This window comes from Paenibacillus sp. MMO-177, from assembly GCF_037147795.1.
In the GTDB taxonomy this organism is placed as follows: Bacteria; Bacillota; Bacilli; order Paenibacillales; family Paenibacillaceae; genus Pristimantibacillus.
The window spans coordinates 535,454-554,617 of the sequence record NZ_JBBCUR010000003.1; the positions used below are offsets into that span (position 1 = coordinate 535,454).

General features: G+C 49.7%; 15 protein-coding genes and 1 other RNA gene. 3 read left to right on the forward strand and 13 right to left on the reverse strand.

Features of this window, described 5'->3' with window-relative positions; all coding sequences use genetic code 11:
* Positions 1-2 precede the first annotated feature (2 nt).
* From glgD to glgB, 3 genes are read right to left on the reverse strand one after another with little or no spacing between them, the layout of a single operon-like run.
* Complete coding sequence (glgD, locus tag WFK81_RS13820; RefSeq protein WP_336786989.1) at positions 3-1,115, reverse strand: glucose-1-phosphate adenylyltransferase subunit GlgD; 1,113 nt, start codon at positions 1,113-1,115, stop codon at positions 3-5.
* On the reverse strand, positions 1,112-2,281 hold the full coding sequence (locus WFK81_RS13825) for a glucose-1-phosphate adenylyltransferase (protein ID WP_336786990.1): 1,170 nt from the start codon (positions 2,279-2,281) through the stop codon (positions 1,112-1,114). The genes glgD and WFK81_RS13825 overlap by 4 nt, the downstream gene beginning before the upstream one ends.
* On the reverse strand, positions 2,260-4,203 hold the full coding sequence (gene glgB / locus WFK81_RS13830; RefSeq protein ID WP_336786991.1) for a 1,4-alpha-glucan branching protein GlgB: 1,944 nt from the start codon (positions 4,201-4,203) through the stop codon (positions 2,260-2,262). The genes WFK81_RS13825 and glgB overlap by 22 nt, the downstream gene beginning before the upstream one ends.
* A gap of 664 nt (positions 4,204-4,867) precedes the next feature.
* Here glgB and WFK81_RS13835 point away from each other — a divergent pair.
* Entirely contained in the window at positions 4,868-5,446 is a 579-nt protein-coding gene (locus WFK81_RS13835; RefSeq protein ID WP_336786992.1) for a helix-turn-helix domain-containing protein, read from the forward strand.
* An 8-nt stretch (positions 5,447-5,454) separates the two neighbouring features.
* Here WFK81_RS13835 and helD read toward each other — a convergent pair whose 3' ends face one another.
* Positions 5,455-7,779, reverse strand: coding sequence for an RNA polymerase recycling motor HelD (helD, locus tag WFK81_RS13840; RefSeq protein ID WP_336786993.1), 2,325 nt, complete (start codon positions 7,777-7,779; stop codon positions 5,455-5,457).
* Positions 7,780-8,020: 241 nt separating this feature from the next.
* Here helD and WFK81_RS13845 point away from each other — a divergent pair, with 241 nt between their 5' ends.
* The gene (locus tag WFK81_RS13845; RefSeq protein ID WP_336786994.1) at positions 8,021-8,713 is read left to right on the forward strand and encodes a queuosine precursor transporter; all 693 of its coding nucleotides are present in this window, start codon (positions 8,021-8,023) and stop codon (positions 8,711-8,713) included.
* A 54-nt stretch (positions 8,714-8,767) separates the two neighbouring features.
* On the opposite strand, the gene WFK81_RS13850 is transcribed toward WFK81_RS13845, so the two are convergent.
* From WFK81_RS13850 to WFK81_RS13870, 5 genes are all read right to left on the reverse strand, one after another.
* Positions 8,768-11,035: an alpha/beta hydrolase family protein gene (locus WFK81_RS13850; protein ID WP_336786995.1), complete on the reverse strand. Its 2,268-nt coding sequence runs from the start codon at positions 11,033-11,035 to the stop codon at positions 8,768-8,770.
* Positions 11,020-11,814, reverse strand: a complete 795-nt coding sequence (locus tag WFK81_RS13855) for an ABC transporter ATP-binding protein (RefSeq protein ID WP_336786996.1) — start codon at positions 11,812-11,814, stop codon at positions 11,020-11,022. Before WFK81_RS13855 ends, WFK81_RS13850 begins: the two co-directional genes overlap by 16 nt.
* A gap of 147 nt (positions 11,815-11,961) precedes the next feature.
* Positions 11,962-12,408 (reverse strand): DUF4190 domain-containing protein, encoded by a 447-nt coding sequence (locus WFK81_RS13860; RefSeq protein ID WP_336786997.1) that lies wholly within the window; start codon positions 12,406-12,408, stop codon positions 11,962-11,964.
* A 6-nt stretch (positions 12,409-12,414) separates the two neighbouring features.
* Positions 12,415-12,621 carry a DUF1540 domain-containing protein gene (locus WFK81_RS13865; RefSeq protein ID WP_336786998.1) on the reverse strand — a complete coding sequence of 69 codons (207 nt, stop codon included), beginning with the start codon at positions 12,619-12,621 and terminating at the stop codon, positions 12,415-12,417.
* Positions 12,622-12,675: 54 nt separating this feature from the next.
* The gene (locus tag WFK81_RS13870; protein ID WP_336786999.1) at positions 12,676-13,176 is read right to left on the reverse strand and encodes a YpuI family protein; all 501 of its coding nucleotides are present in this window, start codon (positions 13,174-13,176) and stop codon (positions 12,676-12,678) included.
* A 186-nt stretch (positions 13,177-13,362) separates the two neighbouring features.
* Here WFK81_RS13870 and WFK81_RS13875 point away from each other — a divergent pair, with 186 nt between their 5' ends.
* A complete protein-coding gene (locus tag WFK81_RS13875; protein ID WP_336787322.1) occupies positions 13,363-15,228 on the forward strand; it encodes a S8 family peptidase in 1,866 nt (621 codons plus the stop codon).
* A 677-nt stretch (positions 15,229-15,905) separates the two neighbouring features.
* On the opposite strand, the gene rnpB is transcribed toward WFK81_RS13875, so the two are convergent.
* From rnpB to WFK81_RS13895, 4 genes are all read right to left on the reverse strand, one after another.
* Positions 15,906-16,310, reverse strand: an RNA gene (gene rnpB / locus WFK81_RS13880) — RNase P RNA component class A.
* Positions 16,311-16,374: 64 nt separating this feature from the next.
* Entirely contained in the window at positions 16,375-17,496 is a 1,122-nt protein-coding gene (locus WFK81_RS13885) for a Nif3-like dinuclear metal center hexameric protein (protein ID WP_336787000.1), read from the reverse strand.
* Positions 17,463-18,251, reverse strand: coding sequence for a tRNA (adenine(22)-N(1))-methyltransferase (locus tag WFK81_RS13890; protein WP_336787001.1), 789 nt, complete (start codon positions 18,249-18,251; stop codon positions 17,463-17,465). Before WFK81_RS13890 ends, WFK81_RS13885 begins: the two co-directional genes overlap by 34 nt.
* The gene (locus tag WFK81_RS13895; RefSeq protein ID WP_336787002.1) at positions 18,251-19,090 is read right to left on the reverse strand and encodes a hypothetical protein; all 840 of its coding nucleotides are present in this window, start codon (positions 19,088-19,090) and stop codon (positions 18,251-18,253) included. The genes WFK81_RS13890 and WFK81_RS13895 overlap by 1 nt, the downstream gene beginning before the upstream one ends.
* Between the last annotated feature and the right edge of the window lie 74 nt (positions 19,091-19,164).

Here is a 19,164-nt window from a genome sequence, read left to right on the forward strand (position 1 = left end):
ATTTATATAATCTTACGCTTGCCTGCCAGAAACGGATTATCAGAAGAACCGCGGATATCGCGGTCATACTGCACGCGTACATCCTTATCCAGAATGCAATGCTGGACCAGGCTGTTCTCGCCGATATCGCCGTTTTGCATAATGATGCTGTTCCGGACAACGGCACCCTTGCGGACATGGACACCGCGGAACAGAATGCTGTTCTCGACGGTTCCTTCAATACGGCAGCCGTTAGCAATAAGGGAATCGGTTACTTTTGAGGTTCCCAAATAGCGGGCTGGCGGCTCATCCTTGCCTTTCGTGAAGACCATTCCGGGCTGGAAGAACAACTCGCGCCATACTTCCGGGCGAAGCAGGCTCATGCTGCTCTGGTAGAAGCTTGACAGAGTATTGACGACAGCCAGATAACCTTCGTGCAAATAACCATAGACGCGAAGCTTATCGATCCGCGAGAAAATCGCGTGGCGGACCAGATGGTCCTGCCCCTGTGCAAGGGATGTCTCGACGAGCTCCATCAGAAGATCCTTGCGCATCACGTACATCTCCATGGAAGAGATGTCGCTGTTCATTCTTCCGTAATGGTCCTGCATCGCCGTGACGCGGCCGTCAGCATCCATCTTCATCTTGCGGGCCTTGCCGCCCATCAGATCGGCATCTCGTTTACATACGATCGTAATATCCGCTTCGCGTTCCTTATGTGCCTCAATAATAGGCTCGAAATCAATGTTGCATACCATATGACTGCGGGCAATCACGACATATTCCAGCGTAGAACGGTTGAAATAGTCGCGGTGCTGGTAGAAATGGTATAAGTCCCCGCGGCTGATTTCCTGAATGTCGTCCGTTGCCGGAGGAAGCAGGAACAAGCCGCTCTGACGGTTATTTAAGTCCCAATGGTCGCCGGAACCAACGTGATCCATGAGGGAACGGTATTTCGTGTGTGCGAATACGGCTACTTTATTGATTCCCGAGTTCACCATGCTTGACAGGATGAAATCGATAAGCCGGTATCTTGCGCCAAACGGCACGGTAGCAAGGCAGCGGTTTTGTGTCAGCCGCTCCATATCATCGTTTTCATGAATAAGATTTATAACGCCCATAACTTGATGCTTCATGACGGCTCCACCTCCAGCAGCACAGGTTCATTGGATACAAACTCGCCTACAGCAACAACGGTAATCGCATCATCATCGGGACTGCCGATGCATACGCCGTCTTCAATCACGGCACCTTCGCCAATAATCGCCCGGTAGATGCGGGCTCCTTCGCCAATCTTCACATTCGGCATAATAACCGATTCGCTAACGATACTGTTCTTGCCTGTCGTAACGCCAAAGAACAAAACGGAGCGTTCGACATCCCCTTCCACAATGCAGCCTTCCGTCACCATAGAGGAGGATACGCTTGCCCCGCAAGCCACGTATTGGGCAGGACGGTTAGGGCTGACGGAGAAAATGCGCCAATCTTTATCGGCCAGATCCAGCGAAGGCTTATCATCAAGCAGATCCATATTGGCTTCCCATAAGCTTTCGATCGTGCCGACATCCTTCCAGTAACCTCGGAAAGCGTATGTGCTCAGATGCAATCCGTCTCTCATCATGGACGGGATCACATCCTTGCCGAAGTCATGGCTGGAATTGCGGCTGGCCTCGTCGTAAATCAAATATTTCTTTAGTACCGACCAAGTGAAAATATAAACCCCCATGGATGCGATATTGCTGGTCGGATTTTTAGGCTTTTCTTCGAAAGCCGTAATCCGGTCTTCGTCGTCCACGTGCATGACGCCAAATCGGCTAGCTTCCTTCCATGGCACTTCAATGCCGGCAATCGTAATATCCGCCCCGCTTTTCTTGTGATGCTGCAGCATCAGATCGTAATCCATTTTATAAATATGGTCACCCGAGATGACCAGAACATAGGTTGGGTCATAACGTTCAATAAACGCCATATTCTGATAAATCGCATTAGCCGTGCCTTTATACCATACCCCGCCTTTTTGTTTGACGAATGGAGGCAGAATGGCCATGCCGCCATCCCTGCGGTCCAGCCCCCATGGGCTTCCGATGCCCAAATACCGGTTCAATTCGAGCGGCTGGTATTGCGTAAGAACGCCAACCGTGTCGATGCCAGAATGCGTGCAATTGCTTAAAGTAAAATCAATAATGCGGTACTTTCCCCCAAAATAGACAGCAGGCTTTGCCAAATCCTTCGTGAGGACGCCTAGTCGCTTGCCTTCTCCTCCTGCAAGCAGCATTGCGATCATTTCCTTTTTTCGACCCATGACACCAACCCCTTCTTAATGTGGTCTCCGCCCGCAAAGCTGAATAATTGGAAGGATAAAGGGGGGAGATTGATGGAAATGCTTTGGTTATAGCCGTGCCAGCTCACTTTCTCGCTGTCGTATTTCTGTAAACACTGTGAATCGGAACCTCCGAACTGTACCTCATTGCTGTTTAGGATCATGCGATAACAGCCCGGCTGCGGCACGCCTAATCGATAATGGGTATAACCGTTTCTGGAGAAGTTGGCAACCGTAACAGTGAAGCCCTGCTTGCCATAACGAATGAAAGATATGATCGATTGTTCAGCATTATTCACATCAATCCATTGAAATGCGTAAGCATCCTGATCTCTTTCCCATAAGGACGGTTCATGGGTATAGACATGGTTCAATGCTTTTACATAGTCGTGCATTTTGCCGTGGAGCTCGTAATCCAGCAGCATCCAGTCAAGCGGTTCGCGGTCCTTCCATTCGTCGAACTGCCCCCATTCGCTGCCCATAAACAGCAGCTTCTTGCCGGGATGGGCAATCCAATAGCCGTATAACAAGCGCAATTGGGCGAACTTCTCCTCATAGGAGCCCGGCATCTTGTTCAGCAGCGAACGTTTGCCATGCACGACTTCGTCATGCGAGAACGGTAAAACATAATTTTCAGAGAAAGCATATAAAAGTGAGAAAGTAAGTAAGTGGTGGTGGTGTGAGCGGTCGGCAGGATCGATCGACATGTATTTGAGCACATCGTTCATCCAGCCCATATTCCATTTAAAATTAAATCCCAGCCCGCCTAAGTATGTAGGTGAGGTGACTGCAGGCCAAGCCGAAGAATCTTCTGCGATCATTAGCGCGTCTGGGTAGTAGTGAAATATGGTTTCGTTAAGCCGTTTCATGAAGCGGAGAGCGTCTAGATTGTCGGTGCCGCCATACTCGTTCCAGGTGAAGAGCTCAGGCGGTTTATCCATGTGAAGATTGATCATGCTGGCGACGGCATCAATCCGAAGGCCGTCGAAATGGAACATATCCATCCAGTAGATGGCATTGGAGATTAGGAAACTGACCACTTCGTTTCGCTTGAAATCGAAGGCCAGCGTTCCCCATAAAGGCTTTTCGGCAAGCCGCTCATCATTTCCTTCAAAGATCGGAGTACCGTCAAAGCGGCGCAGACCATGTTCATCCTTGCAGAAATGTCCGGGAACCCAGTCCAGAATAACGCCTATGCCGTGCGCGTGGCAGCGGTCGATAAATTTCATCAACTGCTTAGGCTTGCCGTAACGGCTGGAAGGCGCATAATAGCCGGTAATCTGATAACCCCAGGACTGGTCAAAAGGATGTTCATTGATCGGCATCAGCTCGATATGGGTATACCCCATTTTCGCTGCGTAAGGAACCAGCTGATCGGCAAGTTCTTCGTAGGTGAGGAAGTTTTCTTCCCCTTTCAGCTTCCAGGAGCCTGCGTGTACTTCATAGAGCATAAGCGGATTGGAGTATGACGGCCGCTTGTGCCGCGAATCCACCCATTTCTTATCCCGCCATCGGAATCCGTATAGATCAGATACTACGGAGGCGGTTTGAGGACGCCTTTCGGCGAGGAAAGCGTAAGGGTCTGCCTTGAGCAGCCGCTGTCCCGTAGAGGTAATTATTTCGTACTTGTAAACAGCGCCTTCGCCAAGCCCCGGTACAAAAGTGACCCAGACGCCTGTCGAAGAAACGCGTTCCATTAACGAACCGGAACCATCCCAGTTGTTATGCTGGCCAACAAGCCGAACCTCCCTGGCATGCGGAGCCCACACCGCAAACCTGACGCCATCTTTACCGTCCCAGTCCATGACATGTGCACCCATGAACCGGTAACTGTGGTGAGAGCAGCCTTTGTTGAACAGATACAAATCGCTCAGCAGAAGGCCAAATGGTGCCGTTTGAATCATTTCCGACAATCGCCTCCATTTGGTTAGAATGGTACCGTAGCGTTAAAGGATTCATTTTCTGGTAATAGGGAGTTACCTCCATTATACATACTTTCATGAAAATAAACACCCCATTTTCAGAAAATGGATGTCATGTTATCTAACATCAAATTTGATGATTTCGCTTCATGACGCGATCGATGTAATAATGCCTGACACATAGTCCTTTCGATACGGCTTGACTTGTACAATTGATCCAGCTGCAATTGACCAGTTTCTTTGTCCTGCGAGGCATGACAGTATTCGGATCGCCATGTCTCATCAGGCGTTGATGGTGCATGGAGCACAGGTCTCTTGCCTTGACCGGTTTGGAGCAATTATCGATCCCGCATGTTTTCATGTTGTTTTGGTTCCCCCTATGTTTCAAACCTGCGTTTTCTTATATTACCTGAGAACTTTGGTTCATACAAAACTCGCTGTTAGCTGAACACTCTACTATTTTGTCATAGAAATGACAGCTTCCGCATGATTGAACCGTTTCATGCCAGCAAGTTTAATTTATTAAACCAAACTCCATTTATTCTTGACGAATTTGTTAAATATAGTAAAGCTATTGTATCGTACAAGCGTACAGCTTATACTCGATTTTATACATTGGCGTGCTTGGAATTAAGGAGGAGCAACCTTGATAGCATTTTACCAAATCTTCCAAATACTTGATCAGCCTATGGTGCTTGTCCGAGTATCAAAAACGGCAACAACGATCCATGAAACGAATGAAGCCTTCTGCAGGCTTTCCGGATATAAACAGGAGCAGCTAAAGGGAATGTCGATTGAACTGCTCATAGCCAATTATTTGCCTTGCGACTCCAGCCTGCATTTTACGCAGGAGACGGTCCTGACATCCGCCAAACAAGATGAGATTGCCGTTCATCTGGAATTCCGGGCTCTGACCATAACCGATCGGGATGATGCCAGCTACGCGCTGATCATCTTCGGGAATAAAGGCAGATCCGCGCAAGAGGAGCCGTTAACGGCAATCAAGCAGGTCTATGATTCTTCCAAACGGCTTAAGATGTGGATGGCTAAGCGGGATATAAGCACCAACCAGATGGCTGCCGCGACGAATATATCGTTGCAGACCATCTCCAAGCTTCGAAACGGACATATACAAAAGCCCAACCGATTAACGGCTGAGCTTATTGCAGGAGAACTGCAGGTTGCAGTCAGCGATATTTGGCCCGAAGTCCGTAACGGCCGGTAACCGCTGGCTTATTTATTGGACAAGGCTTGCGTCAAGAACGGTGTCGGCTCCGAGAGGTAGTACAGATGCAGCTCATGCATCGCGCGCGTGCATGCGGTATAGAACAGCTTGCGCTCGCTCTCTCTGCCATATTCGCTGCTTGAAGCGTTATACAAAATAACGGCATCAAACTCCACGCCTTTAGCCAAATAAGAAGGAATGACGACGGTACCGTTCTCGAAGGTTACCGTTTCCTTCTCAATCAGCCTCATACCAAGACAGCTCAACTTCAGGGCCTCATAGGCTGTCTTGCTTTCCTCAGCAGTCTTGCAAATGACCGCAATGGAATTTGCGCCCTCCTCTTGCAGCCGACGGATACGCTCCGCAATCATCGCGTGCAGCTCCGCTTCGTCTGCGGCAGCCGTTACCGTAGGTTCGTCACCGTTACGATTAAACGGCACAATTCGACTTCCGCCCTCGATCATACCGCTCGTAAATTCGACAATCTGCTTTGTCGAACGATAGCTGCGAGTCAGTACGATCGTCTCAGTCTCTTCTTTGCTGTATAGCTCTCCCAGCGGATCGAATCCGTCCCCCAAAGCGGCATGGGCAAATATCGACTGATTCAGGTCTCCAAGCGCGGTCATCTTCGCCATCGGGAAAACTCTCTTCAAATAATAGAATTGAAATGGCGAATAATCCTGGGCTTCGTCGATAAACAAATGCCTTACCGATGTATTGGTCTGGAAGCCTTCGATTAAATCCTTCATATATAAGTAAGGGGTTGCGTCTTCATAAGTAAGTATTCCGCGGTTAAGCTGTTCCACGGTAAGCCTGCGGATGTCTTCCCATTCAGGCCGACTTTCTTCGACAAACCACGGAGCGTGCCCGCTTTCAAATAATAGGAGGTATAAGGTCTGCGTGTCGACAAATTTTAGTTTCTTCACGCGGCTCCGCAAACGTTTGAACCTCTCCTGGACGATCATTGTAGCCAGCACGTCTTTCTCGCGGTCAAAATCATCAAAGGAATCCGAGGTATAGCTTTCCTTGCGGCTTAATTCATTAAAGGCTTGGAGATAAGCTTCTTTATCCAGCAGCTCCATCTCGTCTTCCACCCACTGCTTCTTCCGTTCCGCCTTGCTTAATCGGGTCAGCTCCTTCAGCAGCCAGTCGGCTGTCATCTTGAGCCTGTTCGGAACCGTGAAGCTTTTGTCCAAGCCGTAAAAGTGCTGTTCAATGGCTTCTGCCGCAATCAGCTTCCGCCCCCGGAATTTGATTGCTTTAAACAATAAACCCGATTCGCCAAGCGTATCCACATAACGCTCAATCACTTTCATGAAGGATGCGCCCGATTTATGCCGAATGGAGGCGATGCGCGTCTTGTAATCCGGGTCGTCCATGCCGCCAAGCGTATATTCCATCTGAGCAAACGGGTCCTCCAGCGCAAACGATTGCCCGATACGATGTTCGAGGTATTGCTGGTAGGTTGTCTGCTGCATATTCTGTTCGCCAAGCTCCGGAAGAACCGTCGCGACATAACTGTTAAACATAGGATTCGGCGAGAACAGGACGATTTGATCCGCCTCCAGCGATCCCCGGTAACGGTACAACAGGTAGGCTACACGCTGCAGGGCCGCTGAGGTTTTGCCGCTTCCGGCTGCTCCCTGAACGATCAATAATCTTGCGCGCTCATTGCGGATAATTTGATTTTGTTCCCGTTGAATCGTAGCTACAATGCTCTTCATCTGGGCATCTGAATGCTTGCCCAGCACCTCCTGCAGCAATTCGTCGCCAATGGTTACTCCGGTATCAAACATTCCGGCAATTTGGCCGCGGCGGATGACATATTGGCGTTTAAGGGTCATCTCGCCTTTTATTGATCCGGTAGGGGTAACATAACGAGCCGGACCCGGGGAGTAATCGTAATACAGACTCGAGACGGGCGCACGCCAGTCGTAAATCAAATAATTCGAACCGCTCTCATCCAGCAAGGAGCCGACTCCAAGATAAATCTGCTCTTCCTCGGTACTGCCATCTTCTATAAAATCGACGCGCCCGAAGTAAGGGGTCTGCTCCAGCTTTCGCAACAGCTTTACCTGTTGCGACGCATGCCTGTGGCTATGCTCCCGCTCCGCAAGAACCTCAGCCTGCTGCTTCAGGCTGGCGGCGGACTCCGCGGCTTCAGCCGCATCCTCGAAATTGAGCGTAACGTCGTCCCAGAAATTTTTACGGATATCCACGATATCTTCCCGCATCCCGCTTGAGCTTTGCAGCAGCTTGCCCAACTGTTCGCGGATCAGCCGCATCACACGGTCTACTCGCTTCTGCTCCTCTATTCGCTGCTCGTCCTGCATGATTTATCCTCTCCTTCAAGCGTAGTTGCGTGAAAAACTATAAAAGTCCGATTACTATTGTAGCAAACTCTGCCTGTCAAGGTGAATTCAAGGTGAACCTGCTTCTAAAGAAAAAACGTATTGATACCCTGATAGCAAGCGATTATAATGTCAAAGGCAGAAAATCTATCATACACCTTGTGATGCCCTGCCGCAAGTGCTGCATCGCATACTTTCAGATCGAGACCTACAGGGAGGCAATATGTTTAATTTGTGGTTTGGCGCGCTATTTATGCTCGTCCATTTTACCTTATTTCTGATTTCTTACCGGTTATTTGGCCGTGTGGGTATTTACGCCTGGATCGGCATGGCCACCGTACTGGCTAATGTACAAGTTGTCAAAACCGTCGAAATGCCTTTCGATATCGTGATTACGCTTGGCAATACGATGTATGGGACCATCTATCTCGCATCCGACCTGCTTAACGAGAAGTACGGCGAGCGCGCTGCAAAAAAAGCGGTGTGGTTCGGCTTCTTCACGCTGATCGCCTCGACGGTTATTATGCAAATGGCGCTTGTCTTCCGCCCCGACAGCTCCGAGCTTGCCCATAATACCAACGATGCCCTGCATATGATTTTTGGACTGATGCCGCAAATTGCGCTCGGTAGCTTATGCGCTTATTTCGTCAGCCAGTTTCTTGACGTCAGGATCTATTCCGTTCTTAAGCGGGTATTCCCTGCCCCGGGACAGCTCTGGATCCGCAACAACGGCAGTACGGTTGTCAGCCAGTTCGTGGATACCCTAATTTTCTGTACGATCGCGTTTGCCGGCACACTGGAAGGAAGCGTATGGATATCGGTATTCCTCTCGACCTATGTCATCAAGTTTATCGTATCCCTCTGCTCGACCCCTTTCCTGTATGCGGCAAGACGGTTTACTTTCAAGGAAGAATAATTTTAAGGATCATAAAGAGCTCCTGACGGACAGGAGCTCTTTTTTTTTGCAAATTCAATTGGACAATCCGATATCATCGAGCATGATTTTACCCGGACCGTCAATAAATCGGAATGTGATCTCACGGATGGATAACGCTTTGTTGTCTACCGCCTCCGCAAAGTCATTAAGCGGTACACGGAATGTCTGGAATACCGACTCCGTATCATGCTTATACTTACCGCTCTTGATGGTCTTCTCAAGCCAAGGAATGATGGTGTATGTCGTCACGAAAGGCTGCTGAACCGGCATGTACGCATTTAACGGAAGAATGATTGCGTGCCCGTCCGTCGATATCAACTCGATCTGAATCTGCGGAACGGAATCCCGATGATCAGGATCAAGCTGCGACGACAGATTCGCGAGAGAGAACGTAAACATCCGATTCGTCTCGGCCGCGCTTGCAAGCGAGAATGGCTTCGCCAAAGATAAAGTATAAGAGCTGTCATCCAGCCACTCGACTTGCGCGCCAACTGTTCCCTTATTATTATGATCGCGATCCTTCACGTCCAGCTCGTCCCATGATTTCAGGTTATTTCCCTCGAGTTTCCCGCCTTCCGGCAGCGTTGTCTTGTTACGATCTTCATCGTACCGGGCAATCCTATCAAAGCTCGAATCCTCATATCGGGATACGTAAGCCGTGGAAGCCGGCAGCCAGTAGAGGCCAGTACGGTAATCCTGCAACAGCGGGACATAATCCTCTTGATCGCGAAGCGTTGTTTCCAGAAATGCAGATACGTAGACTTGCGCAGCCTGCTGCTGCTCCGCGGGCTTCATCATTCCTCGCTGGCTTAGGAAAAGGCCGCCGGGCAGACGCTCGTCCATCGTTCCCCACTCCGTATTAAACCGGCTATGATTCGCTTCAGACAAATAAACGGATGCTTTCCTATAACCGGAATCCGAAGAAAAGCTTGTCCGGATATATTGCCGGTCTCCGTAAAAGTCGTTTACGTCACCGTCCCGCGCTCCTTGCAGGACCAGATAATTAACATCCTTTAGGTTAGCTGACTTGTCATCAATCGCTTTATCCGTCGGAGCAAGAGCGATTACCGTTTGAATATGAATCTGCTCTTGATTCAAACTGTCCAGCGTCCGGTCGCCGGCAAACCAGGCATCCCGGTCGGCTGCCATCGCCACAGCCTGACCGCCGCGGGAATGCCCGATCAGTGCGATATTGGAGAAATCCACCTTTTTGTAAAAAACGCTATCCGTCTCTTCGCTAAACGTTTGAATCTGTTGAATATGCTTAAGCAGCATCCAAGCTCTCACTTTGAAATCATTATCCGGGATACCCGACCAGGCCGAATAATTCAAGAAATTCTCGTCAACCGAAATGGCAATATATCCGCGGCTTGCAAGCAGCTTGCCCAAATAGTCATAACCGGCATCGGAGAAATCTTCCATCAGATGATTGCCATGAACCATCAGTACGAGCGGAAACGGGCCATCCCCTTCCGGCATCCATACCCGGCCGTTCAACGGAAGCGCTTCTTCATCAAAGCCCCAGAACTTTTCCTTCATCCAATACCAGTTCTTAATGTATTCGGATGCATTCACGGACTCTGAGATCAGCTCGGCGCCTTTTCCGTACTCCTTGCGCTGCTTGTCCGTACCGCTGCCATACGTAAAAAAACGATAGCTGTAGCTGCCCGGCTCTCCGGGGTCTTCCGCATCGATAGCAGCAACCTCGGAACTTCCCATTTCCTCCGACCCGGCGAATACAGCAGCCGCATGCCCGCCGCCAAAGGGCTCTTTAAGCCATATAAACACACCGGATACCATCATGGCGGCAAGCACAATGCCGGCAATCAATCGTATGCGGCTTCGGTTGAACCAGCCGATTAGTATGCCAACAACACCGCCTATGGAGGTATAAATAACGGCGCATACAATTGAATTTATAATTTCAAAATCTGAATAATGCAGAATATAATAGCACTCGAAGCCGACATAGATCAGAAAGCCGGCGAACAGCCGCGGAACCGGCACATACATCAGCGACAGGATAATGGCAATAAGTTGCGAGGCAATGAGCAAGGCCAATGCATTCGCAAGCACAAACGCCCCTATGTCGATAGCCGTCCCGAAACCGGTCGGCATGCCTAAAGCAATGGTTATGATTGCTGCGGACCCAAACAGCAGGAGCCCCGCCGCACCGGAACGCCATAGCGGTCCATCGTATTCGAGCCGGTTACCAATTCGGGTAAGAAGCCAATCCAGAACCTTTTTTCTCCTTGGTCCCGGATCCGGCTTCAACTGCGGTTGAATTAATTCGAGTTCCATAGAGACTCCGATTCTTTGACGAACAGCCAGTTCCGCCCGTCCCGGCGTTCAATCTCAACCGGAACATCAAAGAAACGACTCATTCGCTCAGAGGTTAGAACATCGTTAGTAGCTCCCGCCGCAAAAACTTCGCCTTGCTTGATCAGCAGCGTGTGGCTGAAGCAAGGCAATATTTCTTCCACATGATGCGTGACGTATATAATAGTAGGACCATTCTTTGCCACCTTATGAATCATAGATAGCAGCTGTTCTCTCGCAAAAACGTCAAGTCCCGTGCATGGCTCGTCCAAAATAAGCAGCTTAGGCTTTGCCATGAGCGCTCTTGCGATCAAGACGCGCTGACGTTCGCCTTGCGACATCGTATCATAGGTCCGGTCCGCCAAATACGAACAGCCCAGATTTGTCAGCAGCACCAGCGCCTGCTCCCGGTCCTCTTCATTTGTGTGATCGTATAAGCCGATCGTCGCGAATTTGCCGCTTAATACGATATTGATGGCCGTCTCGCTGCCGTATAGCTTTTGCTGAAGCGATGTGCTTACCCAGCCGATGCTTTTGCGCAGCTCGCGCAAATCGTATTCCCCGAATTTTTTGCCAAGTACCGAAAGCTGTCCGCTGGTTGGCCAAATATAGCCGTTAATCATATTGAGAAGTGTTGTTTTCCCGGATCCGTTCAAGCCCAGCAAGCACCAATGCTCGTTCTGCTGAACCCGCCAATTAATATCATGAAGGACCTGCTTGTCCCCACGTTCCCAGCTAGCGTGCTGAATATCAATAATCATCGGTTGTTCCCTCCCATACATCTATAAATTATAGGTAAAATCGGGCAGAGCGGCAATCCAAAGTTATTGACAAAACAGCTTCGCCATCTATTGGCTGCGTTATATGTAAAAACAGCCTCGGCAGCAGTAGCCGCCAAGGCTGTTTGTTCAAGTCACCGCGTAATAAAAAGGAACAATAACTAATGAAAGCAATACGGCAATAAGACCAACCGCCATCGCCCAGCCGCCAAGCGCTCTTGCTCCCTGACGGAAAGCAATAAAGCCCAATACCGCTGAAGTGATGCCCAGAACTACCGGCCACAGGAACCAGGATGCTGCCGCGAATACAAGCGCTACCCATCCGAGGGCTGTGCCTCCGGACTCCACGGCGTCTGCCGCTTCTTCGATTTTTTGTTCTCTCGGTACATAGGAAACCGGGCTGCCTACAGCGAAATCCGCCGCCATTTCTTCGTGCACGTTGCCCACGTTATTCTCGTTAGCCCATTCTTCCACTTTACCGCCGTTCAAATCCGGCATCGCATTGGGTGCTGACACTTCGTATTGCGGATAATCGTTCTTGTGACGATCCGTAATTTTTACGCCTCGTTGATCCATTCCCCGTCACTCCTTCGGTTTAAAAGTGTGGCAGCAGGTAGCGGATGATTCTGTAGCTTGATCCTGATGGTAAAGCCCAAGCTCGTCAGCCGCGAATTCTTCATTGAAGTCGGCATGCTGATCAATGTCGATGGAAATGGCATCAGCATTGCAATTGTTGCCTTCTTTCCAGAAGACGCAATTAGACACGCTGCAGGTTACGCCTCTCGGCATAAAAAAATCACCTCCGATATCAAGTTTCCCTGATCGAAAGTGATTCATTCCGTCCTATTTTTGCCCCTGCATACGGCGCTGGGTCATGTAATCGTTCTCGTAGTACGCCAGCTCGTCGCGGAGCTCTTCGTAAATTTTGGAAACGCTGAGAACGATGACGCGCGCTTCGCGAACAGGCTTGAAGCGGAAACGGATAGCGTCTTGTCCGGTGTAAGCATAACGGCCGTCTTCGGAATAACATTCATTCTTCGGATAGAAGAAGGCATTCACGCACTGATGATAAACATCGTACAAGGCGCGTTCAGCGAAATCGTTATCGAAATTTGGCCGTCTGAGCAGTACTCCAAGTTTCTCAACCGAGACTTCAGAGAAGACCAACAGATGTCTTAAGTCAGACAAGAGGCCTTTGTAAAACGTTTGTGCTTCATCTCCAGTTTCTTCGCCGACTAATTGGTTCAGCGAATACTGGTTAAGAAACGATTCCAATTGATTAATTGCATCTTTTAACTTTGTACGCGATGTTTCACTAAGCGACTTCGCATTGGTCGATGGCATAGGTAGTTCCCCTTTCTTCTACTACAACAAAAAAACTAAGGCATCAACAACATGATACCACAAATTACATTGGTTTGGTACTGGCGGTTAAGACATTGTTCGGCGCATATTTTCGGCCTCACGATGCGCAACCTATCCTTAGTGTGGCAATTACGCTGGCATAGCGATGAAGGGACGAAAGAAACGATGAATGCGAAAAAATGGGTTGGTCTTTGTGCGATTATAGCACTGGTAGCCATTGTTGTACCCGGAACACGATACATTTTTAATGATCGGAAAGCTCCTGAATCCGAAGTTAGAAACTTCTCGGCGCATCAGGAAAAGGCACTTAAAGTAAAAACCTTAAACAAAGATATGGACGCTACCTCTCTGCTCTGCACAACGGAGTGCAGCAAGGAATTCCGTAAGCTGATGAGCAATGAAACGAAAACGGGCACGATGAAGGCGCAGACGGATAAAGTCGCCCATATGATGGACATGCACAAACATATGGTATACGTCAGCTGGATCAATGGTGACCGAAGCGTGAACCGCGGCTCGCTCCCGGACAATACGGCATCGCAATTTGTAAACGAGGCCAAAGCAAAGGTGAAAGCCGGCCAACCGTATCAGTCCAAGCCGTTTATGAGCCAAACCGGCAGCCGGTACATGGTGCTTGGAGTTCCTAGCGGAAAAAATAACGGTATCGGCGTAGTTGGCGTTATTAATCAGGACATTGTCACGCAAGTTGAGCGCCATCAAAAACGGAACTTGCGGCTTGTGCCTTATCCGGCCGAAGGCAACTACCGGATTGAATCGGTTGAGCCTAATACCAACCGGGAGACGACGGTGCGGGACGGCGAAGACAATGGCAATGCCAGCCATTATCACGTCAAGGATGTGGTTGTGCATTTTCAGGATAAGCTGACCAACCAGCAATTAGAACAAATCAAGAAAAAAATCAATGCCGAGAAGATTCAGCGCATTGGCGATACCTACGTTTTCCGCTCCAAGAATATGGATGCCGATCGAATGGTTCATTACTTCCAAAAATCATGGAAAACCGAATACGTAGAGCCTCACTATTTGTACCTGACAAACGATACGACGGGCGACGCTGCCAACATCATTACTCCCAACGATGCCCTGTATGCCCAATACCAGTGGAACCTGCCTTCGATCGAAACCGAAAAAGGCTGGGGTTTATCAAAAGGAAATGACCAAGTAATCGTTGCTACTATGGACACTGGCGTCCAAGCCGATCACCCTGATTTGAAGGGAAGGCTGATGGAGGGCACCAATATCGTGGATCCGAAAGCAGCTCCAAATGACGATGTTGGTCACGGTACCCATGTGGCCGGTATTATCGGAGCTACCGTGAACAATGGCGAAGGCGTTGCGGGGATCTCCTGGTATAACAAAATTATGCCGGTCAAAGTGCTTGACAGTACCGGTGCGGGCTCGACCTACTCGGTTGCGCAAGGGATTATTTGGGCAACCGATCATGGCGCCAAAGTCATCAATATGAGTCTTGGCAACTATGCTCAAGCCGAGTTCCTGCACGATGCGATCAAGTACGCTTATGATCATGACGTCGTGTTGGTTGCAGCCAGCGGCAATGACAATACCGATCGCCCTGGATATCCAGCTGCATATCCGGAAGTTTTTGCGGTTGCGGCAACGGACGCGTCGAAAAATAAAGCTTCGTTCTCGAACTACGGCGATTACATTGACGTTGCGGCGCCAGGCGACAGCATCGCCAGCACCTATCCTGGCAGCCAGTACGCGGCATTGTCTGGCACCTCGATGGCCAGCCCGCATGTCGCGGCATTAGCCGGCTTGATCCGCTCCATCAACCCTGACCTCAACAACGAGGAGGTTATGGACATTATGCGCAAATCGGCCATTGACCTTGGCGACAAGGGCAAAGACAATTATTACGGCTACGGTCTGATCGACGTCGACAAAGCTCTGATGGCAGCTTCGAACTATACGACTGCGCTTCAGAACTTCCCAAACCAAACAAAAAACCGTCTGGAAGCAATTGGCCGGCGGTATAACGCAGGGAAGTAAGAACTAAAGGTTAAAATGGGCTCAAAAAGGCCCTCGACTCCCACATTCGTTTTTATAGGTAAAAATGGAAAGCATCCTCTGGCACTTCGCCGAGGATGCTTTTACTTTTTGATGAGACAAACTGCTGCTCACCTTGCACGAAATACAGTATATTAAGCCTTTTTGAGCATTTAATCGGACTTATGTTGAATGAAATGCAGTATATTACGCCAGATACGCTTTTCTTAAGCACTCCCGGCGAGATATCCTGCATTTTCTGCAATGTATCTCCCTCCTCTGGCTGCTACCCAGAAATATCTTGCATTTCGTGCAACTTAGCTGAGCCTAGCAATAATACTTAGCTTGTACTGAGCCGCGAAAGCCTTGCGAGGCAACTCTTAGGTTTGAGGTAAACAAACATAAGCTCCCTTGGCATAAGCAAGGGAGCTTATTTGTTGTTGTGTAGGAAAAGTGTTGGCGATTGAGGAGGGATAGGAGTATCTTTTGAGAAGCGGAGCGTCCGCCTTTGTCTTTCCATTGCCACCTTAATCAAACTTGTTAAAGGCAAAAGACAGACAACAGCGGTCGAAAGAGATACTCCGGCTCCGACGACCCATCAGCCAAACACCCAAACTTTCCGCAACAAGCAACAAAAAAGCCTCCCGGCGAAAGCCAGGAGGCGTAATTTGTTGTCCGTTGCGGAAAGTTTGCCGTAAGCCGGGTTCTGTACTTCAAGTGGTATTAACGGGAACGACCCTCCCACGACGAAGCGACAATCATCTATCTAGGCTGTTTATTGCTAAACAGCTCAAGCAACCAACCCGAACGAGCCTCGGGCTAAGGCTGCAGCTCAAGGCTGCTACGTTCTCTCGGTCTTGCTCCAAGTGGGGTTTACCAGGAATATAGTCACCCATACTCCTCGTGGTCTCTTACACCACGGTTCCACCCTTGCCTGTGCCGGCGCAAACCGGCCATCGGCGGTCCATTTCTGTGGCACTATCCTTCAGCTCGCGCTGACTGGACGTTATCCAGCACCCTGCCCTGTGGAGCCCGGACTTTCCTCTCGCGGCAACAAGGCCGCCAGCGATTGTCTGTCAAACTTTCCGATGCACGACTTAGTATACAAGGTATTTTACAAAACCTCAACCTGTTTTATCATCCCAAATGCTACACAAACCGGAAAGGCTCCGTATTAATGGCGGAATGAACAGCTTTTGTCTCGTATTTGCGTTCAGCGAGCTGCTGATTCAGCCAGTCGGCTACACGCCTCTTCATAATTTTCTCGACATTGTGACCCGGGTCAATTATGGAAAGACCGTCTGCAAGCGCGTCATGCGCGGTATGATAATCAACGTCTCCCGTGATGAGCACATCCGCACCGGCAAACTGCGCATGACGGGTGTAACGACCGCCGGAGCCGCCTAGTACGGCAGCTTTCTTAATCATACGATTCGGATCCCCAACCAGACGGACATAAGGAACGTCGAACACTTCCTTTACCTTCTCGACTAGTTCGCTTAGGGTTACAGGCTGCTCCAGCTTCCCGCTGCGGCCAAGGCCAAAGGATCTGCCCTTCAGATCAACCGAATACAGGTCATAGGCCACCTCTTCGTAAGGATGCGCCTTCAGCATAGCCTGTACAACCTTTCGGTGTACGCTGTGCGGAACAATCGTTTCAATGCGGATTTCCTTTGCTTTTTCCAATTGTCCCTGCTTGCCGATAAAAGGATTTGTGCCTTCGCCAGGAAGGAAGGTTCCCGTTCCTTCGATATTAAAGCTGCAGTGGCTGTAATCGCCGATATGGCCCGCTCCCGCCTGGAACATCGCTTGAAGCACCTTTTCATGCTGCTGCTCCGGCACAAAAACAACCAACTTGTATAGCTTGTCGGTATGCACCTCTTCGAGACATTGCCGCCCTTCCGCCTTAATGCCAACCAGATCGGCCATCCAATCGTTAATGCCGCCGTCCGCAACATCCAGATTGGTATGCGAAATATAGACCGCAATATCATTTTTAATCAGTTTTTCGTACAATCTGCCCGCGGGCGTAGAAGTATCCAGCTTTGCCAAAGGGCGGTAGATGATGGCATGATGCGCAATGATAAGCTCCGCTCCGGCAGCAATCGCTTCATCGACAACTTCATCCGTTACATCCAGCGCTACAACGATTTTCCGGATCTCCTTGTTCAACGTCCCAAGCTGCAGGCCGATTTTGTCATTCTCCACCGCATAATGCTTTGGAGCAAGCTGCTCCATTATTTGGATGACGGTCTGTCCGTTTGCAAACATTGAAGCACCTCCTCGATTACATTCATTTCTTCACGGAAATGCTGTTTCTTCTGCTCCGCCTGCTCAAGATCGGATTGAGACATCTGGGCTACAATCTTGCCAAGCTTATCAAGCTCGAGACGCCATTTTTTAAAAAAGACCTGCTGCGGTGCACGTAGCAGATGCGGCCCCATTTTCTCCAAAATCGCAGTCCCCTTCTCCTGGTAATTAGGAAGCGCAAGGAAAGAAGGGTCATATACTTCCGCATTCCGTTTTTTCCATTCCGCTTCGTCATATTTAAACGCGTGCAGCACTTCGTAAATTTTATCGTCTTCCTCCAAAATGGACTCTTCGGCAAGGAACCAGCCGCGTTTCAACAGCCAGCTTCGCACAAATTCTTCGCCGATGTTAGGCTGTAGAACAAGCTCCTTTACCCCTTCCAGCTTCCCGGCCGAATATCCTTCTTCCAGAATGCTGCTCATCAGGCTGCCGCCCATTCCCGCTATGGTTACCGTATCGGCCTCGCCTGGCTCAAGAACGGATAACCCGTCCCCGCGGCGAACCTGCAGCTTGCCGGAAAGACCGGCATCCGCGGCTTGCTTGCGTGCCGCATCATACGGACCGGGATTCAGCTCGCCTGCAATCGCAGACGGCACTCGGCCCGATTGAATTAAATAAACCGGAAGCAGCGCATGATCGGAACCGATATCCGCTACGCGCGAGCCCTGCGTTACAAAGTCTGCAATCCTTTGCAGACGTTTAGATAATTTCAACATTAAGCAACCCACACCATCCATTGTTTTCGCATAAAGAACAACAGCCCGCCGCCCGCGGCAATCTTCAACAGCAATTGAAGCTGCAGCTGCAGCATAACCGGTTCTTTCCATACAATCATCTCGTATAACTCCGGCATAAACCACAAAATCGCGCATGCCGCGAATAAAACCATGGCTGCCTGCTTGGACCAACGGTGGACAAACCAGCTTCCCCAGCCGAACAGAATCGAGATCGGCATCCAATACAGCTGAGATTCATACCATTCCGGCGCGCTCGTAAACTTGCCCAGCAGCCATGCATATACCATTATTCCCGCAAGCCAGCCGCAAAGATGCAGCAGCTGGATCCTTGCCGCTATTCCGTACACCACCCAGAACAGCGCGCAACAACCAATCATCCCGGCCTTCCAGCCCCATTCCGTCATCCCATGCTGACCTAATATGTAGAGGCCGGCGCCAAGCATCAGCAGCATGCCCGCGCCGGTTACGGCAAGCCCGGCCGACTCGTGGCGGCGTCTCAAACGGGCGCCGAACCATAGCAGTCCAATGACGCCAACAGCCGAGACCCCAATTTGCAATAGAGGGTGAAAAACGTTAAAATAAAGCACAACAAAGGAAATAAAGGTAAAAAAACCAAATGTAAGCAGCCAATGTTTGCCGGAAGCCTGTTGAACGGCCATTACCGCTTTGGCGATCGAATGATTGGATTCACGCTTCACTTCTTGGTCATGATCCATATACAAGTTAAGCAGAAAATCACAATATTGATCCGGGAGCAATTTGCTTCTGCTCCAGTGCTCAATTTCTCTGACGATAATCTGGCGTCGCTCTTCATTCATATGCCTTCTGTTATCCTCTCAGGTAGAATGACGATAGAGTCAATTGGAAAAAAAGACCTTGCTGCAAGAGCAGA

What these genes read in the sequence shown, in the direction of transcription:
- glgD (WP_336786989.1), bottom strand. Translation starts at nt 1,115, where the DNA reads ATGAAGCATCAAGTTATGGGCGTTATAAATCTTATTCATGAAAACGAT.
- WFK81_RS13825 (WP_336786990.1), bottom strand. Translation starts at nt 2,281, where the DNA reads ATGGGTCGAAAAAAGGAAATGATCGCAATGCTGCTTGCAGGAGGAGAA.
- glgB (WP_336786991.1), bottom strand. Translation starts at nt 4,203, where the DNA reads ATGATTCAAACGGCACCATTTGGCCTTCTGCTGAGCGATTTGTATCTG.
- helD (WP_336786993.1), bottom strand. Translation starts at nt 7,779, where the DNA reads ATGCAGGACGAGCAGCGAATAGAGGAGCAGAAGCGAGTAGACCGTGTG.
- WFK81_RS13845 (WP_336786994.1), top strand. Translation starts at nt 8,021, where the DNA reads ATGTTTAATTTGTGGTTTGGCGCGCTATTTATGCTCGTCCATTTTACC.
- WFK81_RS13850 (WP_336786995.1), bottom strand. Translation starts at nt 11,035, where the DNA reads ATGGAACTCGAATTAATTCAACCGCAGTTGAAGCCGGATCCGGGACCA.
- WFK81_RS13855 (WP_336786996.1), bottom strand. Translation starts at nt 11,814, where the DNA reads ATGATTATTGATATTCAGCACGCTAGCTGGGAACGTGGGGACAAGCAG.
- WFK81_RS13860 (WP_336786997.1), bottom strand. Translation starts at nt 12,408, where the DNA reads ATGGATCAACGAGGCGTAAAAATTACGGATCGTCACAAGAACGATTAT.
- WFK81_RS13865 (WP_336786998.1), bottom strand. Translation starts at nt 12,621, where the DNA reads ATGCCGAGAGGCGTAACCTGCAGCGTGTCTAATTGCGTCTTCTGGAAA.
- WFK81_RS13870 (WP_336786999.1), bottom strand. Translation starts at nt 13,176, where the DNA reads ATGCCATCGACCAATGCGAAGTCGCTTAGTGAAACATCGCGTACAAAG.
- WFK81_RS13875 (WP_336787322.1), top strand. Translation starts at nt 13,363, where the DNA reads ATGAATGCGAAAAAATGGGTTGGTCTTTGTGCGATTATAGCACTGGTA.
- WFK81_RS13885 (WP_336787000.1), bottom strand. Translation starts at nt 17,496, where the DNA reads ATGTTTGCAAACGGACAGACCGTCATCCAAATAATGGAGCAGCTTGCT.
- WFK81_RS13890 (WP_336787001.1), bottom strand. Translation starts at nt 18,251, where the DNA reads ATGTTGAAATTATCTAAACGTCTGCAAAGGATTGCAGACTTTGTAACG.
- WFK81_RS13895 (WP_336787002.1), bottom strand. Translation starts at nt 19,090, where the DNA reads ATGAATGAAGAGCGACGCCAGATTATCGTCAGAGAAATTGAGCACTGG.